The sequence below is a fragment of the Agrobacterium sp. O3.4 genome (assembly GCF_041414895.1).
Lineage (GTDB): Bacteria > Pseudomonadota > Alphaproteobacteria > Rhizobiales > Rhizobiaceae > Agrobacterium > Agrobacterium cucumeris.
In genome coordinates this window covers 832720-854840 of the sequence record NZ_JALPZP010000001.1, presented here as the reverse complement: position 1 = coordinate 854840, position 22121 = coordinate 832720, and the positions used below count along the sequence as shown (strand labels likewise).

The following is a 22121-nucleotide window of genomic DNA, read 5'->3' as shown; positions in this document are numbered from 1 at the left end:
CATGGTGCGCTGAGGCCCGTGTGAATGCAATCCCGGATGGGACGCGCCCAAGCAAATTTGCGCCATGGTCGACAAGGAGCGTGATCGCTTCGATGCGCCGCCACAAACCGCGGCGCGCCTCTGCCGGGCCCGCTTTAGCGCAGCGGGCGATCAAACAGGCCGAAGAACAGGAAGCCCAGCAGAAAGCCGAAAACATGCGCGTCCCAGGCGATTTCACCACCGACATCGCCGAACAGCGGTATGCCGACTGCGATCAGCACATTGCCGAACAGCCACATCAGCGTGAAGATCAGCACGGTGCGGTTGGAAAGCGCCTCCAGAATGCCCTGCCGCGGCATCAGATGGCCGAAAGAGGCGTTGTAGCCACCACGGGCGGGGAAAACGAAACGGCAGGCTGCTCCCATCAATGCCGAAACAACGCCGGACGCGCCAATCAGCACCGTGACATCGCCCCAGTTCAACGCCGCATGGCCGAAGGCCGAAACGGCGGCGGAAATGCACCATAACAGCACGAAGCGCAATGTTCCGATCCGGCGCAGAACCGGTGCGCCAAAGGCCATCAGCCACAATCCATTAAACAGAATATGTTCGATGCCGCCATGCAGGAAAGAATAACTGACCGGCGTCCAGAGCCATTCCAGCCCCTGCTGGGAGAAAGGCACGGCATAACGCAGCGGAATGAAGCCGAAGGTGAAGATGAACCAGCCGTTGCCATCCTCCGACAGGAGATAGGCAGGAACCACATAGGCAACCAGGAGCGCCGCCAATATGCCGACGAGAAGCGGCGGCAGGTTGAAGACGGGATTGTTCGTGTCGTCTTTCGGCTCCGGCGTTTCCGAAACCGGCTGCTGTTCGCCGTCCCCGTAGGACATGATCGCATCCCTGTCTTGTCGAAATTTCTATCTTCCGAGCAATATAGGAAGCCCGGACGAAAAAAAAGCCGTCCTGCCTTTCCCGCAGCTGACGCCAAAACCGGGGCCGGTTCAAGCGCCGCCGCCAAAGGCAGTCCGGCTTGCGGCCACGCCGAAAAATCACGGGCGCTGCCATCAATTGTGCTCTGACCGGAGTTTGTCCCCGACATGGCCGCACCGATGCCACGGGCTTCGTCGCCGCGCAATATCAACTCTTTGTTAACCTTAACAAAACCGGCTGGCATGAAAATCGCTACACCTCCCCATACAGGCGTTCGAATGGACATGATGTCCCAAAAGCGAACATGGAGAACGGCGCTATGAAAAGCATGGCCGGACTGGACATATATAACTATTGGGACGAGTTGCGCGGCAACAGGCCCGCACCCCGTCGCGAAGACATCGATCCCGCAAAGTTGAAACATCATCTCGGTGATCTCTTCATCCTGACGGAAAAGGGAGAGGAAGCGCCTTTCTTCCGCCTCGCCGGCACGCGCATCTGTGACCTGTTTGGCCGGGAACTGCGCGACCGCCCGTTTTCGGAACTATGGCCGGCGGCAAAGGCCGTTTTCCCCTGCCGCGTCGCGCGCGGTATCCTGCAACATCAATTACCCGTCGTCTTCGATGTCGAGGCGGAGGATGACTATGGCGCAGCACCGCTGGCATTCGAAATGCTGCTGCTGCCGCTGCGTCCGGACGAAGGTACCGCCCCACGGCTGCTCGGCGCCTTGCTTCCGGCACATCCGCGTCACGAATTCGCCACCCCCATCAATTGCCTTTGGATGAAGAGCAGCCGCCTGCTGCAGATGGATATCGCGCAGACGCAATATTCGGCAAAGGCGCATACGGCTTTCACACCATTCGCGGGGAGCTGTTGACGGCCCCCGTTCCACCTTCAATGTGAGGACGGATGGCGCCCTGCAACCCGGAATCTTTGCCGAAAATAGGTCAAAGCTGTAACGATATCGCCGATCGTAAGAATTGTAGATATCAAGTAATACAGTCTGTTAACCCGCGCAGAGTAGAGATTTGTCATCATCATCCGTTACAATTGCGCTGTCCATGTTTTCATCTCGTTCGGTCAACACTGCCCAAATCCTGCGTCCGGTTGAAGAGGTTCCGCTTGACGACGCCGTCGCCGTGTCCTTTTCCGGCCGCCTCATGTTGCCCGACCATGAAGAATATGACTGCACCGCAACCGAGATGACCGCTGAAAGAGCGCAGTTCACCTGCTCGGGCATGGCCCGCAATGGTGACCGCGTCATCGCTTATCTCCAGCATATCGGCCGGATCGAAGGCTCGGTAACGTCACTCACCGCCTCCGGCTTCGTCATCAGCATCAATGCGCCGGAGCGCAAGCGGGAAAAGCTCGCCGCCCAGCTGGCATGGATCGCCAAGCGCCAGCTTCTCGGCCTGCCGGAAGACCGCCGCCACGACCGACTGACGCCGCGCAATGCCAAGGCGCATCTGGTTCTGGAAGATGGCGTGCTCGTCTCCTGCCGGCTGATCGACCTTTCCCTGTCCGGTGCAGCCATCGAAGTCGAAAACCGTCCGCCGCTCGGCAGCCGGGTCCAGCTCGGCAAGAACATGAGCGGCAAGATCGTGCGCCACTTCATGGAAGGCGTCGCAGTCGAATTCGACCGCGTCCAGTCTCCCGACGCGCTGATCGAATTTCTCTAAATCGCCGCCTCGGCACCTGGGCAACCATTAACAGCCGAAAATCCATGACGTCAGGAATGCCCAACATTCCTGGCAAACTCACTTCCGTATCGCTGAAATGTGTGACGGCTGTACGCCCGGTATTGACGGGCATCTGTTGCAGCTTTTCTTTTCCGCCGTGCGACCTTCCGCCAGAATCCAGCCAGCCAAACCCTTGATCTCAGAAGTCGCCCCGTCGCGTCTATCCGTTTTGACGGGCTTCCGATGCAAGGACGACACCGCAAAATTGAAACACTTCAGCGCGGGATGCCGTCCCAGCCCTACTTCCCATCCCTTTGGATGCGCGGTGGTGGCACACCAAACTCTTCAATTCCGGCTCGGCAATGGCGCAGATCGAAACGCAAAGCGCTCGCTCAAAACATTTTTCCGCAAAAAAAGCAGTTTTTTTGAAGTTTTTTTCGCCGCTTTTTCATGGCGTCCCAACCTGAAACATCCATCCCAAAACGGGAAATCCGCTCCCCCGCCCGGCTTCTCCTGAAGACTTCACGCGGCTGTGAAAATCGCCCCGCCCAGAAAATCGCTGTCAATACAGCGGCATAAATGGCTACCAAAAACCTAAGGCCGCGATCCGTAAAATTGTAATAAAATTTGCTTCGAATACCCGTAAAATTTGATTCAAATACAGTTCAAAACAGCGGCTAATTTGCTGAAATTTAAACTCAAATTGCCTCTCGCAAATTTCCGCCGGATCAAAATATACCTGCGAATGTCTCCTCAACACGGGGAGACAAGCAATGAACAACAACCGTATCGTTTTCGTCCTGATCGCATTCATCGTCAGCGCCTTCGCCCAGCAGGCCAGCGCTTCGCCGGCTGCCGTCATGCGCGTCATCGGCAAGGCCAATCCGCCGATCGGCCACTATGAATTCTGCCAGACCTATCAGAGCGAGTGCCAGGCGACCTCGGTTGACACCGGCCCGATGAAGCTGACCGAAGAGCGCTGGAAGGCGATGCTCGACGTCAACTACACCGCCAACACCACGATCACGCCGATGACCGACATGGAAATCTACGGCGTTGAAGAGCGCTGGGCATACCCCACCACGGTTGGCGATTGCGAAGATTTCGTGCTTCTGAAGCGCAAGATGCTGATGAACAAGGGCTTCTCGGCTTCCAACCTGCTTATCACCGTCGTTCTGCAGCCGAATGGCGAAGGCCATGCCGTTCTGACCGTTCGTACCGATCGCGGCGATTTCGTACTCGACAACATGCGCAACAAGGTCATGAACTGGTCGGAAACCGAATATACCTACCTGAAGCGTCAGGACACCGCCAATCCGGGTCGCTGGGTGAAAATTCAGGATGGCCGCGCCACCAATGCGGTTGGCGGCATCCGCTAACACCAGCTACCCCACTAAAGTCTCCCCAAATGAAAAAGCCGGCTCCGCAAGGAGGCCGGCTTTTTCATTGTCGTAAAGAGCTACAAGTGTCAGAGCAGTCCAAGCTCGGCAAGTTCGCGCCTCAGATCGGATGGCATGTCCTCACCGCCGAAACCACCGCCACCGAGATCACGGGGCGCTTCATCGTCCTTGAGATAACGCCAGCCCTGAAACGGCCGCTTCGGCGCGGGTGACGTCTCAATCACTTCGGGGCCAAGAATGAGATCGCAGCGGGTAATCCCGTCTTCCCCCTTGAAGGAACGGAGATCGAGAAGCTTCTGCCGCGCCTGCACCTGCCCCTTGATGACCCAGTAGAGCGAGCCGCCTTCCAGCAATTCCTCGGCCCTTTTGGGGATCATGCGGGTGGTGTGCACGCTGTGCGGTTCCAGACCTGCGGCCATCGCGGTCAGCGAGCGCTGCGCGACCCAGTCCCTCAAATCCTGGAGTGAATCCGCGCCAACGCAAAGTTTGATGAGATGTAAAGGCATATCCCTATCAATGCCTTTTTACGGCAGGCGTCAAGCATCTGGACGATGCCGGCCGCCCTGCCCGCTCAGCACTCCACAACGTTGACGGCAAGGCCACCGGTGGAGGTTTCCTTGTATTTCTCGCTCATGTCGTTGCCGGTCTGACGCATGGTTTCGATGCAGGCGTCGAGCGGCACGAAATGCTGGCCGTCACCCTTCAGCGCCAGCGACGCCGCCGTTACAGCTTTCACGGCCCCCAGCGCATTACGCTCGATGCAGGGCACCTGCACCAGCCCGGCAATCGGGTCACAGGTCATGCCGAGATGATGTTCGAGCGCAATTTCAGCGGCATTTTCGATTTGTTCGGGCGAGCCGCCCATGACCGCCGCCAGACCTGCCGCCGCCATGGCCGCCGCCGATCCAACTTCGCCCTGACAGCCCACTTCCGCGCCGGAAATCGAGGCATTGTGCTTGATGATGCCGCCAATTGCCGCCGCCGTCAGCAGGAAGTCACGCACGTCGTCAACCGTTGCATCCTCATGGAAATGCCGGAAATATCGGACAGTGGCCGGCACGACGCCCGCCGCACCATTGGTCGGCGCGGTGACCACCCGGCCACCGGCGGCATTTTCCTCGTTGACGGCCATGGCATAGACGCTCAGCCAGTCATTTGCCATGACGGGATTGAACCGGTTGCTGCGCCATTCCGCATTCAGCTTTTCGTAAATGGAACGGGCACGACGGCGCACCTTCAGGCCGCCTGGCATGATACCGTCGACTTTCAGCCCGCGCTCGATACAGCCGTCCATCGCTTCCCAGATCTGGTCGAGCCTGTCGTTCAACTCGTCGCGGGAAACCACCGTCTCCTCATTCGCCCGTTTCATCTGGGCGATGGTGCGGCCGGAACGGGTCGCCATTTCCAGCATTTCTTTTGCCGAGGCGAAGGGATAGGGCACGCGCGGACCATTATCGATGGTCTTGCCGCGCTGCTTGATTGCCTCCAACTCGGTATCGGTCACGACGAAACCGCCACCGACCGAATAATAGATGCGCTTGACCAGCAGCCTGCCCTGATTGTCGAAGGCGGAAAAGGTCATGCCATTGGCATGGCCCGGCAGCGGGTTCTTCTTGTCGAACACCAAATCCTCGGCAGCCCGGAATTCGTAGGTCGGGTGTCCGGGCGGCGTAACCGTGCCAGCCTTTTCCACCGTCTCGATGATCGCATCCATGGCGTCGGGATCAACAAGGTCCGGCCGCTCGCCGGTCAGGCCGAGAATGACGGCACGCCCGGTGCCGTGGCCAATGCCAGTAAAGGCGAGCGAACCATGCAGGCTGACCTTCAGCCGCGAAACGCTGGCACCGGCCGGGCGCGGCCACTCATCGCTGAGGATCAGCGCCAGAAAGCGGTTGGCCGCCGTCATCGGACCCATCGTGTGGGAACTTGAAGGACCAATACCGATCTTGAAGACGTCAAAGACCGAAAGAAACATGAAGTTTTTCCTGACTGATGGATTCCACCACCATCATATCCAAAGCCGCGACGGATCGCCACCACAGCGTCGGATGCAAAATCTGTCGGGATTTTCGGAGAAATCCGGCGCTTCGGCAAGAACGAAGAGCGTCACCGGCTTTTGCGGCTGCGACATGCAGGTCGCTGAAACGAAAACAGCACGGTTTCCAGAGGAAACCGCGCCGTTTTCAAAACCCGTCAATTCAGGAGAAGTGCTTATGGGCTGCCAAAAATGTACGTCAATGCGAGAAAAGCGGCAAAGCCTGCAAGTGCGCGCAAGGTAACGCCCCAGCAAGATTTCTGAGCGGTTTCTTCCATGATTACTCCAGCTATTCACTCTCCGGGGGATCTTCAAGACCCGGCCCGTTGGAAGAAGCATTTATTAAAATCCGGCGACGAACGCAAATGCAAAAAGCGGCTAAATGAAGGCTTTTTCGATGGGCTGCCATTCGCCCCGCGCATAGGTGCATGAAAAAACAAGGTGTTAGAGCGCGGCTTTCAAAACCGGCATTTCGGCCTTCGCCTCAATTTAGGCTAAAGTGTAACCGTTATTTAAAGCTTTCGTACAAACACCTGTTGAAAACCTTGGTCGCCGGCACGGCAAAGTCGAATTTATTCCGCGGTCGCCGCGCCTTGAAAGCACAACACCTCTGCTTTAACGACGACGGATAACGACAACGGGACTCACTCCATGCAGCAGGCATCCTCTTTTCCCGATCGCGAAACGGTCGCTTCGAAACTGACGTCGCTTGCAAGCGAGGACAAGGCATGGGTGTCGTTGCTGATGGAAAACGCCTTGCAGGATGAAAACCTGCTGGCCGGCCTCAATCTATATCTCGACCAGCAGGCCAATGCCCGCTTCCTCAACAGCCTGAAACTGGAAGCCGCCGGTGAATGGCTCGGCGCCAACGCCCCTGCCCGCCTGCAGATTCGCCTCGCGGAAGCCGCCAAAACCAGCCAGCACCCCGCTTATCTGGCCTTCCGCAAAGGGCTGACCGCATCGGCGGGTCTTGAAAAAGCTTACCCAAAAGCGCCGATCTGATCTTCCGGCTGGAGCATGATGATTGGAGCGGGATTTCGGGCGAAAACCCGCTCTAGCTGTTAGCTTTCAGGAGGTTGTCCTTGGCCAACGGACCGGAGGTGCGTGGGGCTCTACCCCCCTCTGTCCTGCCGGACATCTCCCCCTCAAGGGGGGAGATCGGCAAGCGGCATTACCACCGCTTCATTCGCCGACGTTGCGATGGGCGAGATCTTGCCGCAGATCGATCTCCCCCCTTGAGGGGGAGATGTCCGGCAGGACAGAGGGGGGTAAAGCCCCACGCACCCTTGACCCGCTGTCAATGGACAACCTCCTGAAAGCGAACATCTAATCCGGCACCCGGTCAACAACAGCGATGATCGGCCCCATGGGAAACAACGCATCCCGCCTGTTCATGGCCGGAATGTCGACGCTCGAAATCGTGCCGTCGAGATAAAGTGCGTTCGGCGCATCCAGCACATCCCGAAACAGTGTGGCAAAATCGTAGAAGCGCACGGAATTTTCCGAAATGGCGAAATGCACCATGCCATCGCGGGAGACGCCGACGCCGTTGCGTCGCTTCAGGCTGTCGCTGTCGGGCAGAAATCGCGGATGCAGTTTGCCGTCGATCACCAGCATCGGCCCTGACTGGGTGGCGAAATCCGGCTTGGGGTCTGCCGCCAGATAGGCCTCAGTCTCCAGCACGGCGGCCGTCGTGTCTTTCAGATAAAACACGCCATTCGGCAGAAGGTGAAAATTGCCCCAGCCGCCGCGGGTGCTGATCGACGAACGTTCCACGCCATTTTCGACAAACAGACCAACCGGCGAATAGTCGGAATGATACATGCCGCCATTCATGGCGAAGATGCTGAACATATGCTGCCGCCAGAGCGCGGAGGACAGGTCGGCGAAGGAGCGATATCCCTGCCCGGAAACGTGATCGCGATCATAGATCCGGATGGTGTTCTTTCCCGGATCGAAACTGCACACGGTGTAGCGACCGCCCGCATGGTCCATGCTTTTGCAAAAATCCGCCTGCCCGCCGGCCTGCGCCGAAAACGGCAGCAACAATGGCAACAGCAGCTTCGCCAGTCTTTTCATCGATCTGTTCATGCCCACCCCGTGATTCTCGTCAGGGGAACATTCGCAGGGAAATTCAGTCAAAGAAAAGGCGTCACCCCTGTTTCAGGGTGACGCCGCAACATTTAAGGGGAGTGCCGTTAGCGGCGGGCAGCGCGGTCCACATTGCGGCCGGCGTCCTGCGTCGCATCAACGGCATTCGCCGTATCCCGGCCCATGCCACGAATGGTGTTGCCGCAAGAACTGAGCGTCACGACGGTCAACAGAGCCACGAAAACGGTCGAAAGAATGCGTGTAATCATTGAAATAACTCCCCTATGACTTGCCGTCCAAGGCAAGCGCCGATGTGATATGCGTCACAATAACGTGAGTCCCGAAAATCGGTTCCAGCGGCATTTCAAAAAATCCCGTCGATGAAAATTAACAGGGTGTTGAAGTTCACAACGGAAACTCCACACCTGGATCATGGCTGAGGAAAATACCGTGGGTGATATGACTGACATCAACAATCGGCTTCTGGTGATGACGGCAGGCGGCGTGAACCCCAATATCATGATCAATGCGCTGGCCGACCGTTTCCCGGATATTCACGTCTTTGTCGAACAACCCGAAAGCAAATCGGTCATTCTCATGCGGCGGGCGCGTCGGCTCGGCTGGTTTGTCGCCGCCGGCCAGCTGGCGACGATGGTCGCCTCCCGGCTCGGCAAACGCTTCACGGTTAAAAGAAGCCATCAGATCATCGCCGAGCACGGTCTTTCCGCCGAACTTGGCGATACCGTTCCCGTCACGCGATTTGCCTCGCTGAACGACGAGGAATGCCACAGGGCCGCCAATCAGTTGAAGCCGGCGGCGATTTTCACCATTTCCTGCCGGCTTTTGAAGCCCGCGACGCTGCAGGCCCTGCAATGCCCGGTCATCAATTTCCACGCCGGCATCAATCCCGCCTATCGCGGCCAGATGGGCGGGTATTGGGCACTGGTGGAAAAGGACCGCGGCAACTTCGGTGCAACCGTACATCTGGTTGACAAGGGCGTGGATACCGGCGCCACGCTTTACGAAAAACGACTGAAACCCTCGCCTTCAGATACGATTGCCACCTATCCGCTGCTTCTCACCGCAGCCTCGGTGGATATCGCCGTCAACGCCGTCGAAGACGCATTATCCGGCAGCCTCGCACCACAGCCGCCCTCCCCCGGAAAATCGGTACTGCGCTTTCCGCCGACGATCTGGACCTGGCTGTGGAACGGCCTGACAAAACGGGTCTGGTGATCCCGCGCTGCGCCGTGTTGTCAAGCTTCGTCGCAGATGCAGGGCTGTATTGCCGCATCAGGCACAGACGGCACCGAAAAAAAGATGCATGATAATCAAAAGGACCATGCACAAATTGCCCGACATTTCCGCCTCCTCCATCATCCCCGCCTCCATCGAAGCCTCACCCGCACAGGTGCTTGGCCCGGCAAGCCTTGCCGGTCTCTTTCCGCAGGGCGTGCGCGTCTATCTGACCGACACCGGCACAGCCTCGCAGGTGAAGCTTGTCGATGCAGCAAGACATCTGCGCGATCTCGGTTATGAGCCTGTGCCGCATCTTGCGGCGCGGCGCATCCCGTCACGCGCGGAGTTTGAAGAGCAGGTAAAGCGGCTGGCGGGCGAAGCCGGCGTATCGGATGTGCTGGTTGTCGGCGGCGGCGTCGACAGGCCGGCCGGTCCCTTCGCGTCCAGCATGGATATGCTGTCCACCGGTATTTTCGACCGTTATGGAATAAGCCAGATCGCCATCGCCGGCCATCCCGAAGGCAGCCCGGATTTCAGCGAGGAGACGGCAATTGCCGCGCTGCGGCTGAAGCGTGATTTTGCGCAAAGAAGCGATGCGACGATGCGCATCGTCACCCAGTTCGGTTTCGATGCAGCCCGTTTCATCGCCTGGGCGGAAGGGCTTGGCGCATCAGGCATCGATCTGCCGGTGCATATCGGCGTTTCCGGCCCGGCCAAGATCACGACGCTGTTGAAATATGCAGCACTTTGCGGTGTCGGCAATTCCATTGCCTATCTGAAGAAAAACGCGCTCTCGCTCACGACGCTGGCCAAGGGTCATTCGCCGGAAAGCGTTGTCGGACCGATCGAGCGGCACTGGCAGGCCAATCCGCAAGGGCCGATCCGGCAAATTCACGTCTTTCCGTTTGGCGGCCTGCAGAATTCGGCCGACTGGCTGGTCAATCGCGGAAGCTGGCAAACGGGCGTTGCAGACCGTTCGGCATCACCGGATTCCGTCGCGGTCTGAAACATGCCTGCCCGCGCGCCCGGCTTTGAGACCGCGCAGGCCTGGCCATGTCACGCCGCCTTGGCAACCTCGACAAAGGCGCTGCGAATGCTCTCCGCCACAGCAAGCACCGGACGTGACGCCTTGTCGCCCATGATCAGGCGGATATCGAAACAGCCAAGTTCCGGCAGGCCTTCCTTGTCGCCCAGAATGACCATGTCGTTCAACACATAGGATCGCGGCAAAGGCGCGATGGCAAGATCGGCAGCAATCGCCGCGCGCTGCGCCATCGTATGACCGCTGAGATAAGCCACCCGGAAATTGCGCCCGCGCCTCTCAAGCGAATTGATCGCCTCCGAACGCCAGATGCAGCCTTCTTCCCAGATCGAAATCGGCAGCGGATCGCGCAGATAAGCCGTGCCGCATTTCGCACCCGCCCAGACGAGGCGTTCGCGCATAAGCACCTCGCCCGTATCCCTGAGCGGATGCGAGGCGCAGTTGACGAGGGCCAGATCAAGCCGTTGCTCGTCCATGCGCTTGTAGAGATTGGAACTGGAATCGATGGTGACGTCGATCATGATGCCGGGGAAAGCCTCGGCAAAGCGCTTGAGAATGCCTGGCAGCAGGCCACGCTCGCCGATATCCTCCGGCGCGCCGAGACGCACCACACCGGAGAGCTCGGGCATGACGAAACGCGACACGGCTTCATTGGAGAGCGCGATCATGCGGCGCGCATAGGTCAGCAGCGTCTCGCCATGCGCGGTCAATGTTACCGAGCGGGCATCGCGCAGGAACAATGTCGTCTTCAACTGTTCCTCAAGCTTCTTGATCTGCATGGAAACGGCCGAGGGCGTCCTGAACACCACTTCCGCGGCGGTGGAGAAATTTCCCGTTTCCGCAATCGCGACGAAGGTTCTCAATATGTCGTTATCCAGCAACGGCAGCGGTTGGCGGAAAGTCACGGTCATGGCACGCACCTTCAAATATTTTGATTTATAGATGGATATCATTTCGTTTGATTGAATGTCAACAAGCGCGCACCATCCGGATATCGAATGACAGGGCGGAAAAAAGTTCTGCTGTGATGACGCGCCGAACTGCCCTTATGGGATCCAGGCGCAGCCGGCAGGCGATCCGTCAGTCATTCCGATAATTGATGAATGATATGAAATTCATTCTCTTGTTTGATGAAACATCCAGGCGCATATCGACGGCGCAAATCAATCGTGGTTCAGGAAAGGATCAAGGACATGACCATGATACACTATCTCCCGGCGGCGAACCGCTCTCCGCATCGTCCCTCTTCCGGTGGCTGGCTTCATCGCCTGTCAGGCCACGTTTCTGCTCTCTACAGATCATGGCGTCGTGCACGGATGTTGCGTGCACTTGAGGCATTGCCGCCTGAAACATTGAAGGATATCGGATGGCCGACCACAGACAATTATCGCACAAGTGCCATTCGCAAATGATCTCTGACCGGTGGCTCGCAGCTATTTTGAGACTTGCGAGCCATCTCTTCCCGTGCCAATACGCTCCGGCAACGGCGTAAAAAAGCCTGCCTGTTTTACATGCGACACGACGCCTTTTTAAAAGGCTTGTCGCAAATTTTGCATATTTCAAAAGCGATTTTTTGACAGGCCCGATTCCACGGCGTATTTTTCGTTAAAGATGTCGGAAACAGGACATCCAGAAGACCGATTCCAAGGGAGGAATTGCGTATTCGCAACGGAGCACGGGCAAATGAGCAAAAACTCCCAGAAGAAACGCTCAATCGTCTTTTTTCTCATTCCGCAATTTACCATGCTGCCGTTCGCCGCAGCGGTTGAAACGCTTCGCATCGCCAACCGAATGTTGGGCTATCAGGCCTATGAATGGCGCATCGCTTCGCTCGATGGCCAGAAGGTCATGTCTTCAAGCGGCATCTGTCTCGAGGTCGACACCTGTCTCGCCGATGAGCGGCGGTATGTGAGTGGCGAGAACCGCGCAGAAATGGCCATCATCTGTTCGGGCATCGATGTGGATCAGCACATCAACAAGTCCGTCAATGCCTGGCTGCGCGAAGCCTATAATCGCGGCATCGCCATCGGCAGCCTCTGTACCGCCGCCCATATCCTTGCACAGGCAGGCCTGCTGAACGGCAAGCGCTGCGCGATCCACTGGGAAAACCTGCCGGGTTTTTCCGAAGCCTTTCCGCAGGTGGAAGTTTATGCCGATCTCTTCGAAGTCGACAGCAACATCTACACCTGCGCCGGCGGCACGGCCTCGCTTGATATGATGCTGAGCCTGATCGGTCAGGATTTCGGCGAAAATCTCGTCAACCGCGTCTGCGAACAGCAATTGACCGACCGGGTGCGCAGCCCCAATGACCGCCAGCGTCTGCCGCTGCGCGCCCGCCTCGGCGTGCAGAACAGCAAGGTCCTGTCGATTATCGAATTGATGGAAGGCAATCTCGCCGAGCCGCTGTCGCTGCTTGACATAGCCGATGCCGCCGATCTGTCGCGCCGGCAGGTGGAGCGCCTGTTCCGTCAGGAAATGGGCCGCTCGCCCGCCCGTTATTATCTCGAAATCCGCCTCGACCGCGCCCGCCACCTGCTCGTGCAATCGGCCATGCCGGTTGTCGAAGTCGCCGTCGCCTGCGGTTTCGTCTCCGCCTCGCATTTCTCCAAGTGTTATCGCGAAATCTACAATCGCACACCGCAGCAGGAGCGCGCCGAACGCAAGCTGCTGATCAGTGCCTCGCGAATGGCAATGGCAAGCCAGGGTGGCAAAGCCGCCCATTGAACGCGGGCTGAATGCCGCAAACGCGACGGAGCTTGTTTCAGGATAAAAAACCTCTCCTCCGTCATGCCGGACTTGATCCGGCATCCAGTCACGGCGCGTCTGCGCCGTGAGAAGAGTCTTTCGCGATCAAGGACTTGATCGCGCTGGACCCCGGATCAAGTCCGGGGTGACGGAGTGGGGATGATGGAACTTTGCTAAACCACCGAATCTGTCAGCGGCTAGCAAACACAATCAGACAAATTCACCCAAACGGCCGAACCGCATGGGCAAGGTCCTCCGCCGTCATGCCGTCGCCTGCCCGGTGGCCGGCCTCGCCATGCAGCCAGACCCCGGCCGCAGCCGCTTCGAAGGCGGGAGCTCCCTGCGCCAGCAGCGCGCCGATGATACCGGCCAGCACATCCCCTGATCCGGCCGTCGCAAGGCTCGCGGGAGCATTGGTGTTGACCAGCGCCCGCCCATCCGGCGCGGCAATCACCGTGTCCGCGCCTTTGTAAACCAGCACCGCACCGCTGCGCGCCGAAGCAACCTGCGCCTTCTCGATCTTGCTCAATCCGGCATCTGCGGCGAGATCGGGAAACAGCCGCGCAAACTCGCCCTCATGCGGCGTCAGCACGAATTTGCCCGTACCGGATGTAACCTGCTCGAACAGGGTCTCCGGACAATCCCTGAAAGCGGTGATCGCATCGGCATCCAGCACGACCGCCATATCCCCAAGCAGGGACACGAACTGCCGCGCCTTTTCTAAATCGCCGAAACCCGGGCCAAGAACGAAAGTACCGTGACGCCGGTCATCCAGCCAAAGCCGTAAATCATCGGCATCGTCCAAAGGCGAGTTCATAACCGCCGTCAGCGACATCGATAACACGTCCAGCGCTGCACGCGGGGCAGCGACGGTCACGATCCCCGCCCCCGCCTTCAACGCCGCAAGCGCCGCCATGCGGCTTGCGCCGGTCGCATGCGCCGGTCCGGCAAAGACAGTCAAATGCCCGCGGCGGAATTTATGGGTTTCCATATCGGCGCGCGGCAAGGCATGCCGCCAGACAAGCGGATCGTTTTCCGAAATTGAACCCGCATGGACAGCGAGGATGCGGCCGGGAATGCCGATATCGAAGACTTCAAGCACCCCGCACAGCTCGCGCCCCGGCATCAGCAGATGACCGGGTTTGCGCGCCATGAAAGTCACAGTTCGATCTGCCCTGAAGGATGCACCGAGAGGCACGCCGCGCCGACCGCAGAGGCCCGAGGGCAGATCAACGGCAAGCACAGGCACGCCCGCCTTTGCCACCGCCGCGATCACATCGGCAAGTTCGCCTGGAATATCACGCGACAGGCCAGCCCCGAAAACCGCATCGATCACCATGTCGCCGCCAACAGGCACATAATCGCCAAGCGGCAGTGGCGTCACCCCGCTCCGCTCGAATGCCGTTCGCGCATCGCCCCTGAGCGCCGCCGTATCGCCAAGATGATAAATCGCAACGGCCGCGCCACTCCGCAAAAGCACCCGCGCCGCCACATAACCATCTCCGCCATTATTGCCGCCACCACAAAGCACGACGAAACGCAGCGCCTGTGGATAATGGCGCAGGGCCGAGGCGGCAACCGCCTGCCCCGCCCGCTCCATCAGGTCATATAGTGGAATGCCGGACTGCCCGGCCGCCGCATCGATGCGGGCCATCACAACCGGGTCGATCAGGAAGAGCTGCGAAAGGGATGTCATGGACCGATCATCCCTTCAAAACGCCGGAAAGGCAATCGATACAAAAATAAGCAGATCGCGCTGACCGAATAATAGTCAAATGCATAAAATATAAACAGACCAGCAAAACACGCGTACTGAAACTCAAAATATAAGAGATCGCTAAAATAATACAAATCAACAGAAATGCAGATGGATTTTTCGGATTTTCGAGAGAAATTCGCCGGAAAACCGCCAAAAGCGAATGCATTTTGTGCCGGAAAGCCGAGCGGGCGAAGTTTTTTCTTCAAGCCCGCTTCCGATCTGGCACAATACGTGCATTCTTGTGGCAGAGCGGGAGTTACCTGCTTTAACGGGAGAAGCGGAGAGATATTTTCTCATGAAAAAGATCGAAGCGATCATTAAGCCTTTCAAGCTCGATGAAGTGAAGGAAGCCCTTCAGGAAGTCGGACTTCAGGGAATCACGGTCACGGAAGCAAAAGGCTTTGGTCGTCAGAAGGGCCACACGGAACTTTACCGCGGTGCGGAGTACGTCGTGGACTTTCTGCCGAAAGTGAAAGTCGAAGTCGTATTGGCGGACGAGAATGCGGAAGCCGTCATCGAGGCGATCCGCAATGCGGCCCAGACCGGACGTATCGGCGACGGAAAGATTTTCGTTTCCAATATCGAGGAAGTCATCCGCATCCGTACCGGTGAAACAGGCGTGGACGCCATATAATCAAGAAGGTCCCGGGCCGGGGAGGCTTGGGTTTTCACCTCGTCATCATCACACTCAAGGAAAACGTTTAAATGACGACCGCAAACGATATCTTGAAGCAGATCAAGGATAACGACATCAAGTTCGTGGACCTGCGCTTTACCGACCCCAAGGGCAAGCTGCAGCACGTCACCATGGATGTGGTGTGCGTAGACGAAGACATGTTCGCCGATGGCGTCATGTTCGACGGCTCCTCGATCGCCGGCTGGAAGGCCATCAACGAGTCCGACATGGTGCTGATGCCCGATCCGGCCACCGCCCACATCGACCCGTTCTTTGCCCAGTCCACCCTGGTCGTCCTTTGCGACATTCTCGACCCGGTCTCGGGCGAAGCCTATAACCGCGACCCGCGCGGCACCGCCAAGAAGGCCGAAGCCTACCTCAAGGCATCCGGCATCGGCGACACCGTTTTCGTCGGTCCCGAGCCTGAATTCTTCGTCTTCGACGATGTGAAGTACAAGGCAGACCCCTACAATACCGGTTTCAAGCTGGATTCGTCCGAACTGCCGTCCAACGACGACACGGATTACGAAACCGGCAACCTCGGCCATCGTCCGCGCGTCAAGGGCGGCTACTTCCCGGTTCCGCCGATCGACAGCCTGCAGGACATGCGCTCCGAAATGCTGACGGTTCTGGCCGAAATGGGCGTCGTTGTTGAAAAGCACCACCACGAAGTGGCTGCCGCACAGCACGAGCTGGGCGTGAAGTTCGACACGCTGGTCTCCAGCGCCGACAAGATGCAGATCTACAAGTACGTCGTGCACCAGGTCGCCAATGCCTATGGCAAGACGGCAACCTTCATGCCGAAACCGATCTTCGGCGATAACGGCTCGGGCATGCACGTGCACCAGTCGATCTGGAAGGGCGGAAAGCCGACCTTCGCTGGTGACGAATATGCCGGCCTGTCTGAAAACTGCCTCTTCTACATCGGCGGTATCATCAAGCACGCCAAGGCCATCAACGCCTTCACCAACCCCACCACCAACTCCTACAAGCGTCTGGTGCCGGGTTATGAAGCGCCGGTTCTGCTGGCCTATTCCGCCCGCAACCGTTCGGCCTCCTGCCGTATCCCCTTCGGCTCCAACCCGAAGGCAAAGCGCGTCGAAGTCCGCTTCCCGGATCCGACCCAGAACCCCTATCTCGGTTTTGCGGCCATGCTGATGGCCGGCCTTGACGGCATCAAGAACAAGATCCACCCCGGCAAGCCGATGGACAAGGACCTTTACGACCTTCCCGCCAAGGAACTGAAGAAGATCCCGACCGTCTGCGGTTCGCTGCGCGAAGCGCTGGAAAGCCTCGACAAGGATCGCAAGTTCCTGACCGCCGGCGGCGTATTCGACGACGACCAGATCGACTCGTTCATCGAGCTGAAGATGCAGGAAGTCATGCGTTTCGAAATGACCCCGCATCCGGTCGAATTCGACATGTACTACTCGGCCTAAGTCGTAATCCGGACGCTCTGCAAGGTGTCCACTCCAGTCTGGCGGCCTCTCCGGAGGCCGCCGTTTTCTTTTGAAGCCCAGCCATATCGCGAGCGATGTCGAACAAGCCAGCCTCTCAGCAAACCCGCCTTACGGACTGGCTCATCTTTCTGGCTGTGCCGTTCTTTTTCTCCAGCAACGTCATTTTCGGCCGTGGCGTCGTCGGCGAGGTCTCACCCTTCATCGCCGCCTTCATCCGCTGGATCGGATCGACCCTCATCATCGCGCCCTTCATGATTGCCGACTGGCGCAACTGCCTGGCGTTCCTGCGCCACAAAACGCTGCTGTGGCTCGTTCTCGGCATTCTCGGCATGGGCATCTGCGGCGGCGTGGTCTATTGGGGTCTGACCATGACGACGGCTGCCAACGGCACGCTGATCTACACGACATCGTCACTGTTCATCATCCTCTTCCAGCGCATCTTTCAGGGCCGGCGCATCAGAAAGCTCGAAGTGGCAGGCATGATCATCGCCTTTGCCGGCGTGGCGGCCATCGTGCTCAAGGGTGATATGTCCGCTCTCTGGCACATGAATTTCAACATCGGCGATTTCGCGATCCTCACGGCAGCCATCGCCTTTGCGATCTATTCGCTGCTGCTGCGCGATCCGGAAGCCCGGCAGATGGCCTCCTTCAGCCTCTTCGGCCTGATTGCGCTGTCCGGCGCGCTGGTACTGCTGCCGCCGGCGGCCCTCGAACTGGCCCAGGGCGGAATGCTGCCGGCGACACCGATGGCCTGGGCGAAGATCGGCGGCATCATTCTTTTCGCCTCGCTGCTCGCCTTTTATTGTTTCACCCATACGGTGCGCGTTTTCGGCCCGGCCACGGCCGGTATCACGCTTTATATGATGCCGCCGGTCTCGATCCTCATGGCAACGTTTTTCTTTGGGGAGAGCTTCGAGACCTATCACGCCATCGGCATCGTGCTGGTCACCGGCGGCGTGGTCATCGCCACCGCGCCAATCGGCCGAAGGACCTGAGCGGCGGGACGGCAATACGGGCGGGATACCCCTAGCCCTTGATATTTCGCATTCCGCCCCCAACTATTAGTGGGAAAGGAAGTTCATGCCATGAAACAAAGAGACGCAAAATTCACGCTTGGCGAGATCGTCCGCCACAAGGTGTTTCCGTTCCGCGGCGTGGTCATCGACGTGGACCCGGAATATGCCAATACCGAGGAATGGTGGAACGCCATTCCCGCCGATATCAGGCCGGATCGCGACCAGCCCTTCTATCATCTTCTGGCCGAAAACGAGGAGACGGAATATGTCGCCTATGTTTCCGAGCAGAACCTCGTCCACGACGAAAACGAGACGCCGCTTAGAAATCCCAATATCGGCCGCATCTTTGACAAGGCGCCGAACGGTGAATGGCGTCCGAAGATGTCGACGGCGCATTGACGCAAGCCTGAAATACCCACCCCTCCCAGGGCATAAAAAAACCGGTCTGTCGCCAGACCGGTTTTGTCATTCTTGACGCTGGTGAAGCGATCAGGGCTTCGGCGCGGTCTTGGCGGCGTCCTGAGCGGCTTCCAGCTTCTTGCGAGCCTCTTCGGCCTTCTTCTGCATGCCTTCCTGCAGGCTGCGCTGGCTTTCGGCCAGCTGCGACTGGGTAATGGCAGCACCGTCGTAAGCGCCGGTGAAACCGGAGAGTGCGATCTTGATCGGGTTCGGCGCGCGGCGGAAGTTGATGGAGGTGAAGACCACCTCGCTACCCTTCTTCAGGGAAGCGATCATAGCATCCGTCAGCGGCACTTCAGCCGTGCACTTGTCGGGAAGGCAAACGGCGTAATCGAGCTTCTGGCCCTTGCCGCCATCGATCTGCATCATCACGCCCGGAGGAACGAGACGCGCGGTCGGAACGGAAACCTGCAGCAGCTTGCGGTTGACCTTGCCTTCAACGGTGATGAGGCCGACAGCGGTGATCATCTGGCCGTTCTGGGCAAGAACCACGTTCTGCACGACGCAGACATCGTTGTCTTCCTGCTTGGAGCAGGTCTTGAACCAGCCGAGCGGCGGAGCGCCGGCGCCCTGAGCGGCGGGAGCAGCATCCTGTGCCTGCGAGATGGCCGGAGCGGACACTGCGCCGAGAGAAAGGACCAGAGCGGACAGAGCCGTCCGGGTGAATGTGTTTGCCTTTTGCATCATAAGAGTTCCGTCTCCTGAATGTCTGCCAGAACAGAACCGCTAAGATCCTGTTCGCCGATGGCGGTATCCTTCTGCCCGTTCAACTGTCGTTTAAATGAGGCAAATGCGTGACCCGTCTCTTCCGGCCACCCTGTTACATGCCGATCGCGGCGATATCCAGCACTTCTTTAACTTTTTCTTGAGCTGGGCCAAGATTTCCCACCCTCGCATGGGTCCCGCCAAGGGCCTGTGCTACATATTTGCCAGAATCATAACGAAAAAGCCAAATCATGACGATAAACCGATCATCATGACAAATCGGACGGACAGTTGAGACAGGATAATAACATGCGCAACCTTGCGGCCCTCATCCCCGCATTGTTTCTTTTGGGCTCATCCCTGCTTCCCGCCGGGAGCGCCCAGGCGCAGCCGCTTCACGGCATTTCCATGCACGGCACACCGGCGCTGCCGGCTGATTTCCGGCACTTCCCTTACGTCAATCCGGACGTGAAAAAAGGCGGCCGCATCTCCTATGGCGTCGTTGGCACCTTTGACAGCCTCAATCCCTTCGTTCTCAAGGGAATGCGTACCACCGCGCGCGGCGTCTGGGACCCGGAATTCGGCAACCTGCTCTACGAACCGCTGATGCAGCGTTCCACCGACGAACCCTTCAGTCTCTACGGCCTGCTGGCTGAAACGGCAGAGTGGGACGAGGAGCGCAGCTTCATCCAGTTCAACATTAATCCGAAGGCGAAATGGTCGGATGGCGAGCCGGTAACGCCTGACGACGTGATCTTCACATTCAATCTCCTGAAGGAGAAAGGCCGCCCGCCCTTCAACAGCCGTCTGGACGGCGTGGCGAAGCTGGAAAAAATCGGCGATCATGGCGTGCGTTTCACCTTCAATGAGAAGGCAAACCGCGAAACGCCGCTTATTCTCGCCTCCTCCACCCCCATTTTGCCGAAACATGCGATCGATCCGGAAAAATTCGAACAGGCGGGTCTCGGTCCGGTCGTCGGCTCGGGTCCATACCGAATCAAGACCCTGCGGCCGGGAGAACGAATCACCTGGGAGCGGAACCCGGACTATTGGGGCAAGGATATTCCGAGCAAGGTTGGCTTTGAGAATTACGACGAGATAACCGTCACCTATTTCCTTCAGGTCACCACCATGTTCGAGGCCTTCAAGAAGGGCGATATCGACATTTACCCGGAAGGCGACGCCATCAACGGCACCTCCGATACCTCGCATTGGGGGCAGGCTTACAATTTCCCGGCCGTGCATCGTGGCGATATCGTCAAGGATGTGTTCCAGCCGCAGCTGCCTTCCGGCATGTTCGGCCTGGTGTTCAACACCCGCCGCGCCGTCTTCGCCGACGAGAAGGTGCGCGAGGGCCTGTCCTATGTCCTCGATTTCGAGTGGATGAACAGGAATATTCTCGGCGGTGCCTTCAAGCGCACGCAGAGCTACTGGCAGAACTCGCCGCTCGGCGCGTTCGGCAATGCCGCCGATGCGCGCGAGCTGGCACTGCTTGGCGACGCGGCGAAAACCATGCCGACGGAACTGCTGGCGGGAACCTATGCCATGCCCACCACCGACGGCACCGGTGCGGACCGCAAGGTGCTGAAACTGGCCGTCGATAAGCTGAAAGAGGCCGGATACAGCATCAGGAACGGCAGGATGTCCGATGCCAATGGCCGTCAACTCGCCTTCGAGATCATGACGCAGAACCCGGCGCAGGAGCGCATAGCGCTTGCCTATCAGCGCTCCCTCAACCTTATCGGCGTCGCCATGGGCATCCGCTCGGTTGATGACGGTCAATATCAGGCCCGTTCGAACAGTTTTGATTATGACATGATCATCCGCTCCCTGCCCTCCTCGCTTTCGCCGGGGGCGGAGCAGCTTAACCGCTGGAGTTCGCTGTCACGCGACGCGCAGGGCAGCTTCAACTATGCGGGGGCCGCCAGTCCCGATATAGACCGGATGATCGAGGCCCTGCTGCAGGCCCGTTCGACGGAAGATTTCCAGGCAGCCGTGCGCGGTTACGACCGTCTGCTGGTTGCCGGTCACTACGTCATTCCGCTCTATTACATCGGTGCGCAATGGATCGCCCGCTGGAAATATATCGACCGCCCGGATATCACCCCGATATCAGGCAATCAGAAACAGACCTGGTGGGATGCGCGGGCGCAATAACCGGTCCAGACAAGGGAAGATGAAACCATGGAACGCATCGTTATCGACGTCGTATCGGATATGGTCTGCCCCTGGTGTTATCTTGGCAAGGCAAGGCTCGACCTTGCCATTGCCGAGGTGCAGGACGAGATCAGCGTCGACGTGAACTGGCGTCCTTATCGCCTCAATCCGGATTATCCGCCTGAGGGCGTCGACCAGAAGGCCGCCCTTGAGGAAAAGCTCGGCAAGGAGCGTCTGGAGCAGGCGCATGTCACGCTGGTGCAGCTCGGCAAGGAAGTCGGCATCCACTATGATTTCGATGCGATCAAGATCGGCCCGAACACGCTCGATGCGCACCGCCTGTCGCTCTGGGCCCATTCCGAAGGCCGTGACGTTCAGGAAAAGATCGTCACCGGTCTGTTCAAGGCGAATTTCGAGGAAGGCCGCAACATCGGCGATCACGCCGTGCTGACCGATATCGCCGAAAAGGCGGGCATGGACGCCAAGGTGGTGGCGCGGCTTCTGGCATCCGATGCGGACAAGGATACGGTTGTCGCCGAAATTGATGCGGCGCAGCAAATGGGCGTCGCCGGCGTGCCGTTTTTCATCCTCGACCAGAAATACGCCATCAGCGGTGCGCAAACGCCTGATGTCCTGATTGCTGCACTGCGGGATATTGCAAAAATCAAGGCAGACGAGCATAAGTCGATGAACTGACGGTCGAACCACCGGCAGCTTACCCTAACCGATAAACTGTTGGTGTTTTC

Annotated in this window: 24 protein-coding genes; 15 read left to right on the top strand and 9 right to left on the bottom strand. The window is 58.5% G+C overall.

Going from position 1 to position 22121, the window contains the following annotated elements:
- Window positions 1-134: 134 nt before the first annotated feature.
- Window positions 135-872 (bottom strand): rhomboid family intramembrane serine protease, encoded by a 738-nt coding sequence (locus tag M0412_RS04165; RefSeq protein WP_269699731.1) that lies wholly within the window; start codon window positions 870-872, stop codon window positions 135-137.
- Between the two features lie 359 nt (window positions 873-1231).
- On the opposite strand from M0412_RS04165, the gene M0412_RS04160 reads away from it, so the two are divergent.
- From M0412_RS04160 to M0412_RS04150, 3 genes are all read left to right on the top strand, one after another.
- Window positions 1232-1789, top strand: a complete 558-nt coding sequence (locus M0412_RS04160) for a PAS domain-containing protein (protein WP_269699732.1) — start codon at window positions 1232-1234, stop codon at window positions 1787-1789.
- Between the two features lie 184 nt (window positions 1790-1973).
- Window positions 1974-2591 carry a PilZ domain-containing protein gene (locus M0412_RS04155; RefSeq protein WP_269699733.1) on the top strand — a complete coding sequence of 206 codons (618 nt, stop codon included), beginning with the start codon at window positions 1974-1976 and terminating at the stop codon, window positions 2589-2591.
- Between the two features lie 773 nt (window positions 2592-3364).
- Entirely contained in the window at window positions 3365-3970 is a 606-nt protein-coding gene (locus M0412_RS04150; protein WP_046798293.1) for a transglutaminase-like cysteine peptidase, read from the top strand.
- Window positions 3971-4059: 89 nt separating this feature from the next.
- On the opposite strand, the gene M0412_RS04145 is transcribed toward M0412_RS04150, so the two are convergent.
- Window positions 4060-4497 carry a DUF1489 family protein gene (locus M0412_RS04145; protein ID WP_142840053.1) on the bottom strand — a complete coding sequence of 146 codons (438 nt, stop codon included), beginning with the start codon at window positions 4495-4497 and terminating at the stop codon, window positions 4060-4062.
- Window positions 4498-4562: 65 nt separating this feature from the next.
- Complete coding sequence (locus tag M0412_RS04140; RefSeq protein ID WP_142840054.1) at window positions 4563-5966, bottom strand: L-serine ammonia-lyase; 1404 nt, start codon at window positions 5964-5966, stop codon at window positions 4563-4565.
- Here M0412_RS04140 and M0412_RS04135 point away from each other — a divergent pair.
- Window positions 5965-6270 (top strand): hypothetical protein, encoded by a 306-nt coding sequence (locus tag M0412_RS04135; protein WP_269699840.1) that lies wholly within the window; start codon window positions 5965-5967, stop codon window positions 6268-6270. The genes M0412_RS04140 and M0412_RS04135 overlap by 2 nt on opposite strands.
- A gap of 407 nt (window positions 6271-6677) precedes the next feature.
- On the top strand, window positions 6678-7028 hold the full coding sequence (locus tag M0412_RS04130; RefSeq protein ID WP_269699734.1) for a hypothetical protein: 351 nt from the start codon (window positions 6678-6680) through the stop codon (window positions 7026-7028).
- A gap of 324 nt (window positions 7029-7352) precedes the next feature.
- Here the strand turns inward: M0412_RS04130 and M0412_RS04125 are convergent, their stop codons facing one another.
- Window positions 7353-8117, bottom strand: coding sequence for a phosphodiester glycosidase family protein (locus M0412_RS04125; protein ID WP_269699735.1), 765 nt, complete (start codon window positions 8115-8117; stop codon window positions 7353-7355).
- Between the two features lie 107 nt (window positions 8118-8224).
- The gene (locus tag M0412_RS04120; RefSeq protein ID WP_003495552.1) at window positions 8225-8386 is read right to left on the bottom strand and encodes an entericidin A/B family lipoprotein; all 162 of its coding nucleotides are present in this window, start codon (window positions 8384-8386) and stop codon (window positions 8225-8227) included.
- A gap of 190 nt (window positions 8387-8576) precedes the next feature.
- Between M0412_RS04120 and M0412_RS04115 the strand changes: the two genes are divergently transcribed.
- Both M0412_RS04115 and M0412_RS04110 read left to right on the top strand, forming a co-directional pair.
- Window positions 8577-9353 carry a formyl transferase gene (locus M0412_RS04115; RefSeq protein WP_269699836.1) on the top strand — a complete coding sequence of 259 codons (777 nt, stop codon included), beginning with the start codon at window positions 8577-8579 and terminating at the stop codon, window positions 9351-9353.
- 88 nt (window positions 9354-9441) lie between these two features.
- Complete coding sequence (locus M0412_RS04110) at window positions 9442-10362, top strand: methylenetetrahydrofolate reductase (protein WP_269699736.1); 921 nt, start codon at window positions 9442-9444, stop codon at window positions 10360-10362.
- A gap of 50 nt (window positions 10363-10412) precedes the next feature.
- On the opposite strand, the gene M0412_RS04105 is transcribed toward M0412_RS04110, so the two are convergent.
- Complete coding sequence (locus tag M0412_RS04105) at window positions 10413-11351, bottom strand: LysR family transcriptional regulator (RefSeq protein WP_170979853.1); 939 nt, start codon at window positions 11349-11351, stop codon at window positions 10413-10415.
- A 240-nt stretch (window positions 11352-11591) separates the two neighbouring features.
- Between M0412_RS04105 and M0412_RS04100 the strand changes: the two genes are divergently transcribed.
- Window positions 11592-11810, top strand: a complete 219-nt coding sequence (locus M0412_RS04100) for a hypothetical protein (RefSeq protein ID WP_269699737.1) — start codon at window positions 11592-11594, stop codon at window positions 11808-11810.
- A gap of 271 nt (window positions 11811-12081) precedes the next feature.
- Window positions 12082-13122 carry a GlxA family transcriptional regulator gene (locus tag M0412_RS04095; protein WP_142840059.1) on the top strand — a complete coding sequence of 347 codons (1041 nt, stop codon included), beginning with the start codon at window positions 12082-12084 and terminating at the stop codon, window positions 13120-13122.
- Window positions 13123-13363: 241 nt separating this feature from the next.
- Here the strand turns inward: M0412_RS04095 and M0412_RS04090 are convergent, their stop codons facing one another.
- Window positions 13364-14839, bottom strand: coding sequence for an NAD(P)H-hydrate dehydratase (locus tag M0412_RS04090; protein ID WP_269699738.1), 1476 nt, complete (start codon window positions 14837-14839; stop codon window positions 13364-13366).
- The gene (locus M0412_RS04085; RefSeq protein ID WP_269699739.1) at window positions 14836-15108 is read right to left on the bottom strand and encodes a hypothetical protein; all 273 of its coding nucleotides are present in this window, start codon (window positions 15106-15108) and stop codon (window positions 14836-14838) included. Before M0412_RS04085 ends, M0412_RS04090 begins: the two co-directional genes overlap by 4 nt.
- Before the next feature lie 89 nt (window positions 15109-15197).
- On the opposite strand from M0412_RS04085, the gene M0412_RS04080 reads away from it, so the two are divergent.
- From M0412_RS04080 to hspQ, 4 genes are all read left to right on the top strand, one after another.
- On the top strand, window positions 15198-15536 hold the full coding sequence (locus M0412_RS04080) for a P-II family nitrogen regulator (protein WP_003508042.1): 339 nt from the start codon (window positions 15198-15200) through the stop codon (window positions 15534-15536).
- Between the two features lie 71 nt (window positions 15537-15607).
- Window positions 15608-17017 (top strand): type I glutamate--ammonia ligase, encoded by a 1410-nt coding sequence (gene glnA / locus M0412_RS04075; protein WP_080816817.1) that lies wholly within the window; start codon window positions 15608-15610, stop codon window positions 17015-17017.
- 95 nt (window positions 17018-17112) lie between these two features.
- The gene (locus tag M0412_RS04070) at window positions 17113-18033 is read left to right on the top strand and encodes a DMT family transporter (protein WP_269699740.1); all 921 of its coding nucleotides are present in this window, start codon (window positions 17113-17115) and stop codon (window positions 18031-18033) included.
- Between the two features lie 90 nt (window positions 18034-18123).
- The gene (gene hspQ / locus M0412_RS04065; RefSeq protein WP_046798283.1) at window positions 18124-18453 is read left to right on the top strand and encodes a heat shock protein HspQ; all 330 of its coding nucleotides are present in this window, start codon (window positions 18124-18126) and stop codon (window positions 18451-18453) included.
- A gap of 90 nt (window positions 18454-18543) precedes the next feature.
- Here hspQ and M0412_RS04060 read toward each other — a convergent pair whose 3' ends face one another.
- Window positions 18544-19200, bottom strand: a complete 657-nt coding sequence (locus M0412_RS04060; RefSeq protein WP_142840062.1) for an invasion associated locus B family protein — start codon at window positions 19198-19200, stop codon at window positions 18544-18546.
- Between the two features lie 327 nt (window positions 19201-19527).
- On the opposite strand from M0412_RS04060, the gene M0412_RS04055 reads away from it, so the two are divergent.
- Both M0412_RS04055 and M0412_RS04050 read left to right on the top strand, forming a co-directional pair.
- Window positions 19528-21375, top strand: coding sequence for an extracellular solute-binding protein (locus M0412_RS04055; RefSeq protein WP_269699741.1), 1848 nt, complete (start codon window positions 19528-19530; stop codon window positions 21373-21375).
- A 27-nt stretch (window positions 21376-21402) separates the two neighbouring features.
- Complete coding sequence (locus M0412_RS04050; RefSeq protein ID WP_142840064.1) at window positions 21403-22071, top strand: DsbA family oxidoreductase; 669 nt, start codon at window positions 21403-21405, stop codon at window positions 22069-22071.
- Window positions 22072-22121 lie beyond the last annotated feature (50 nt).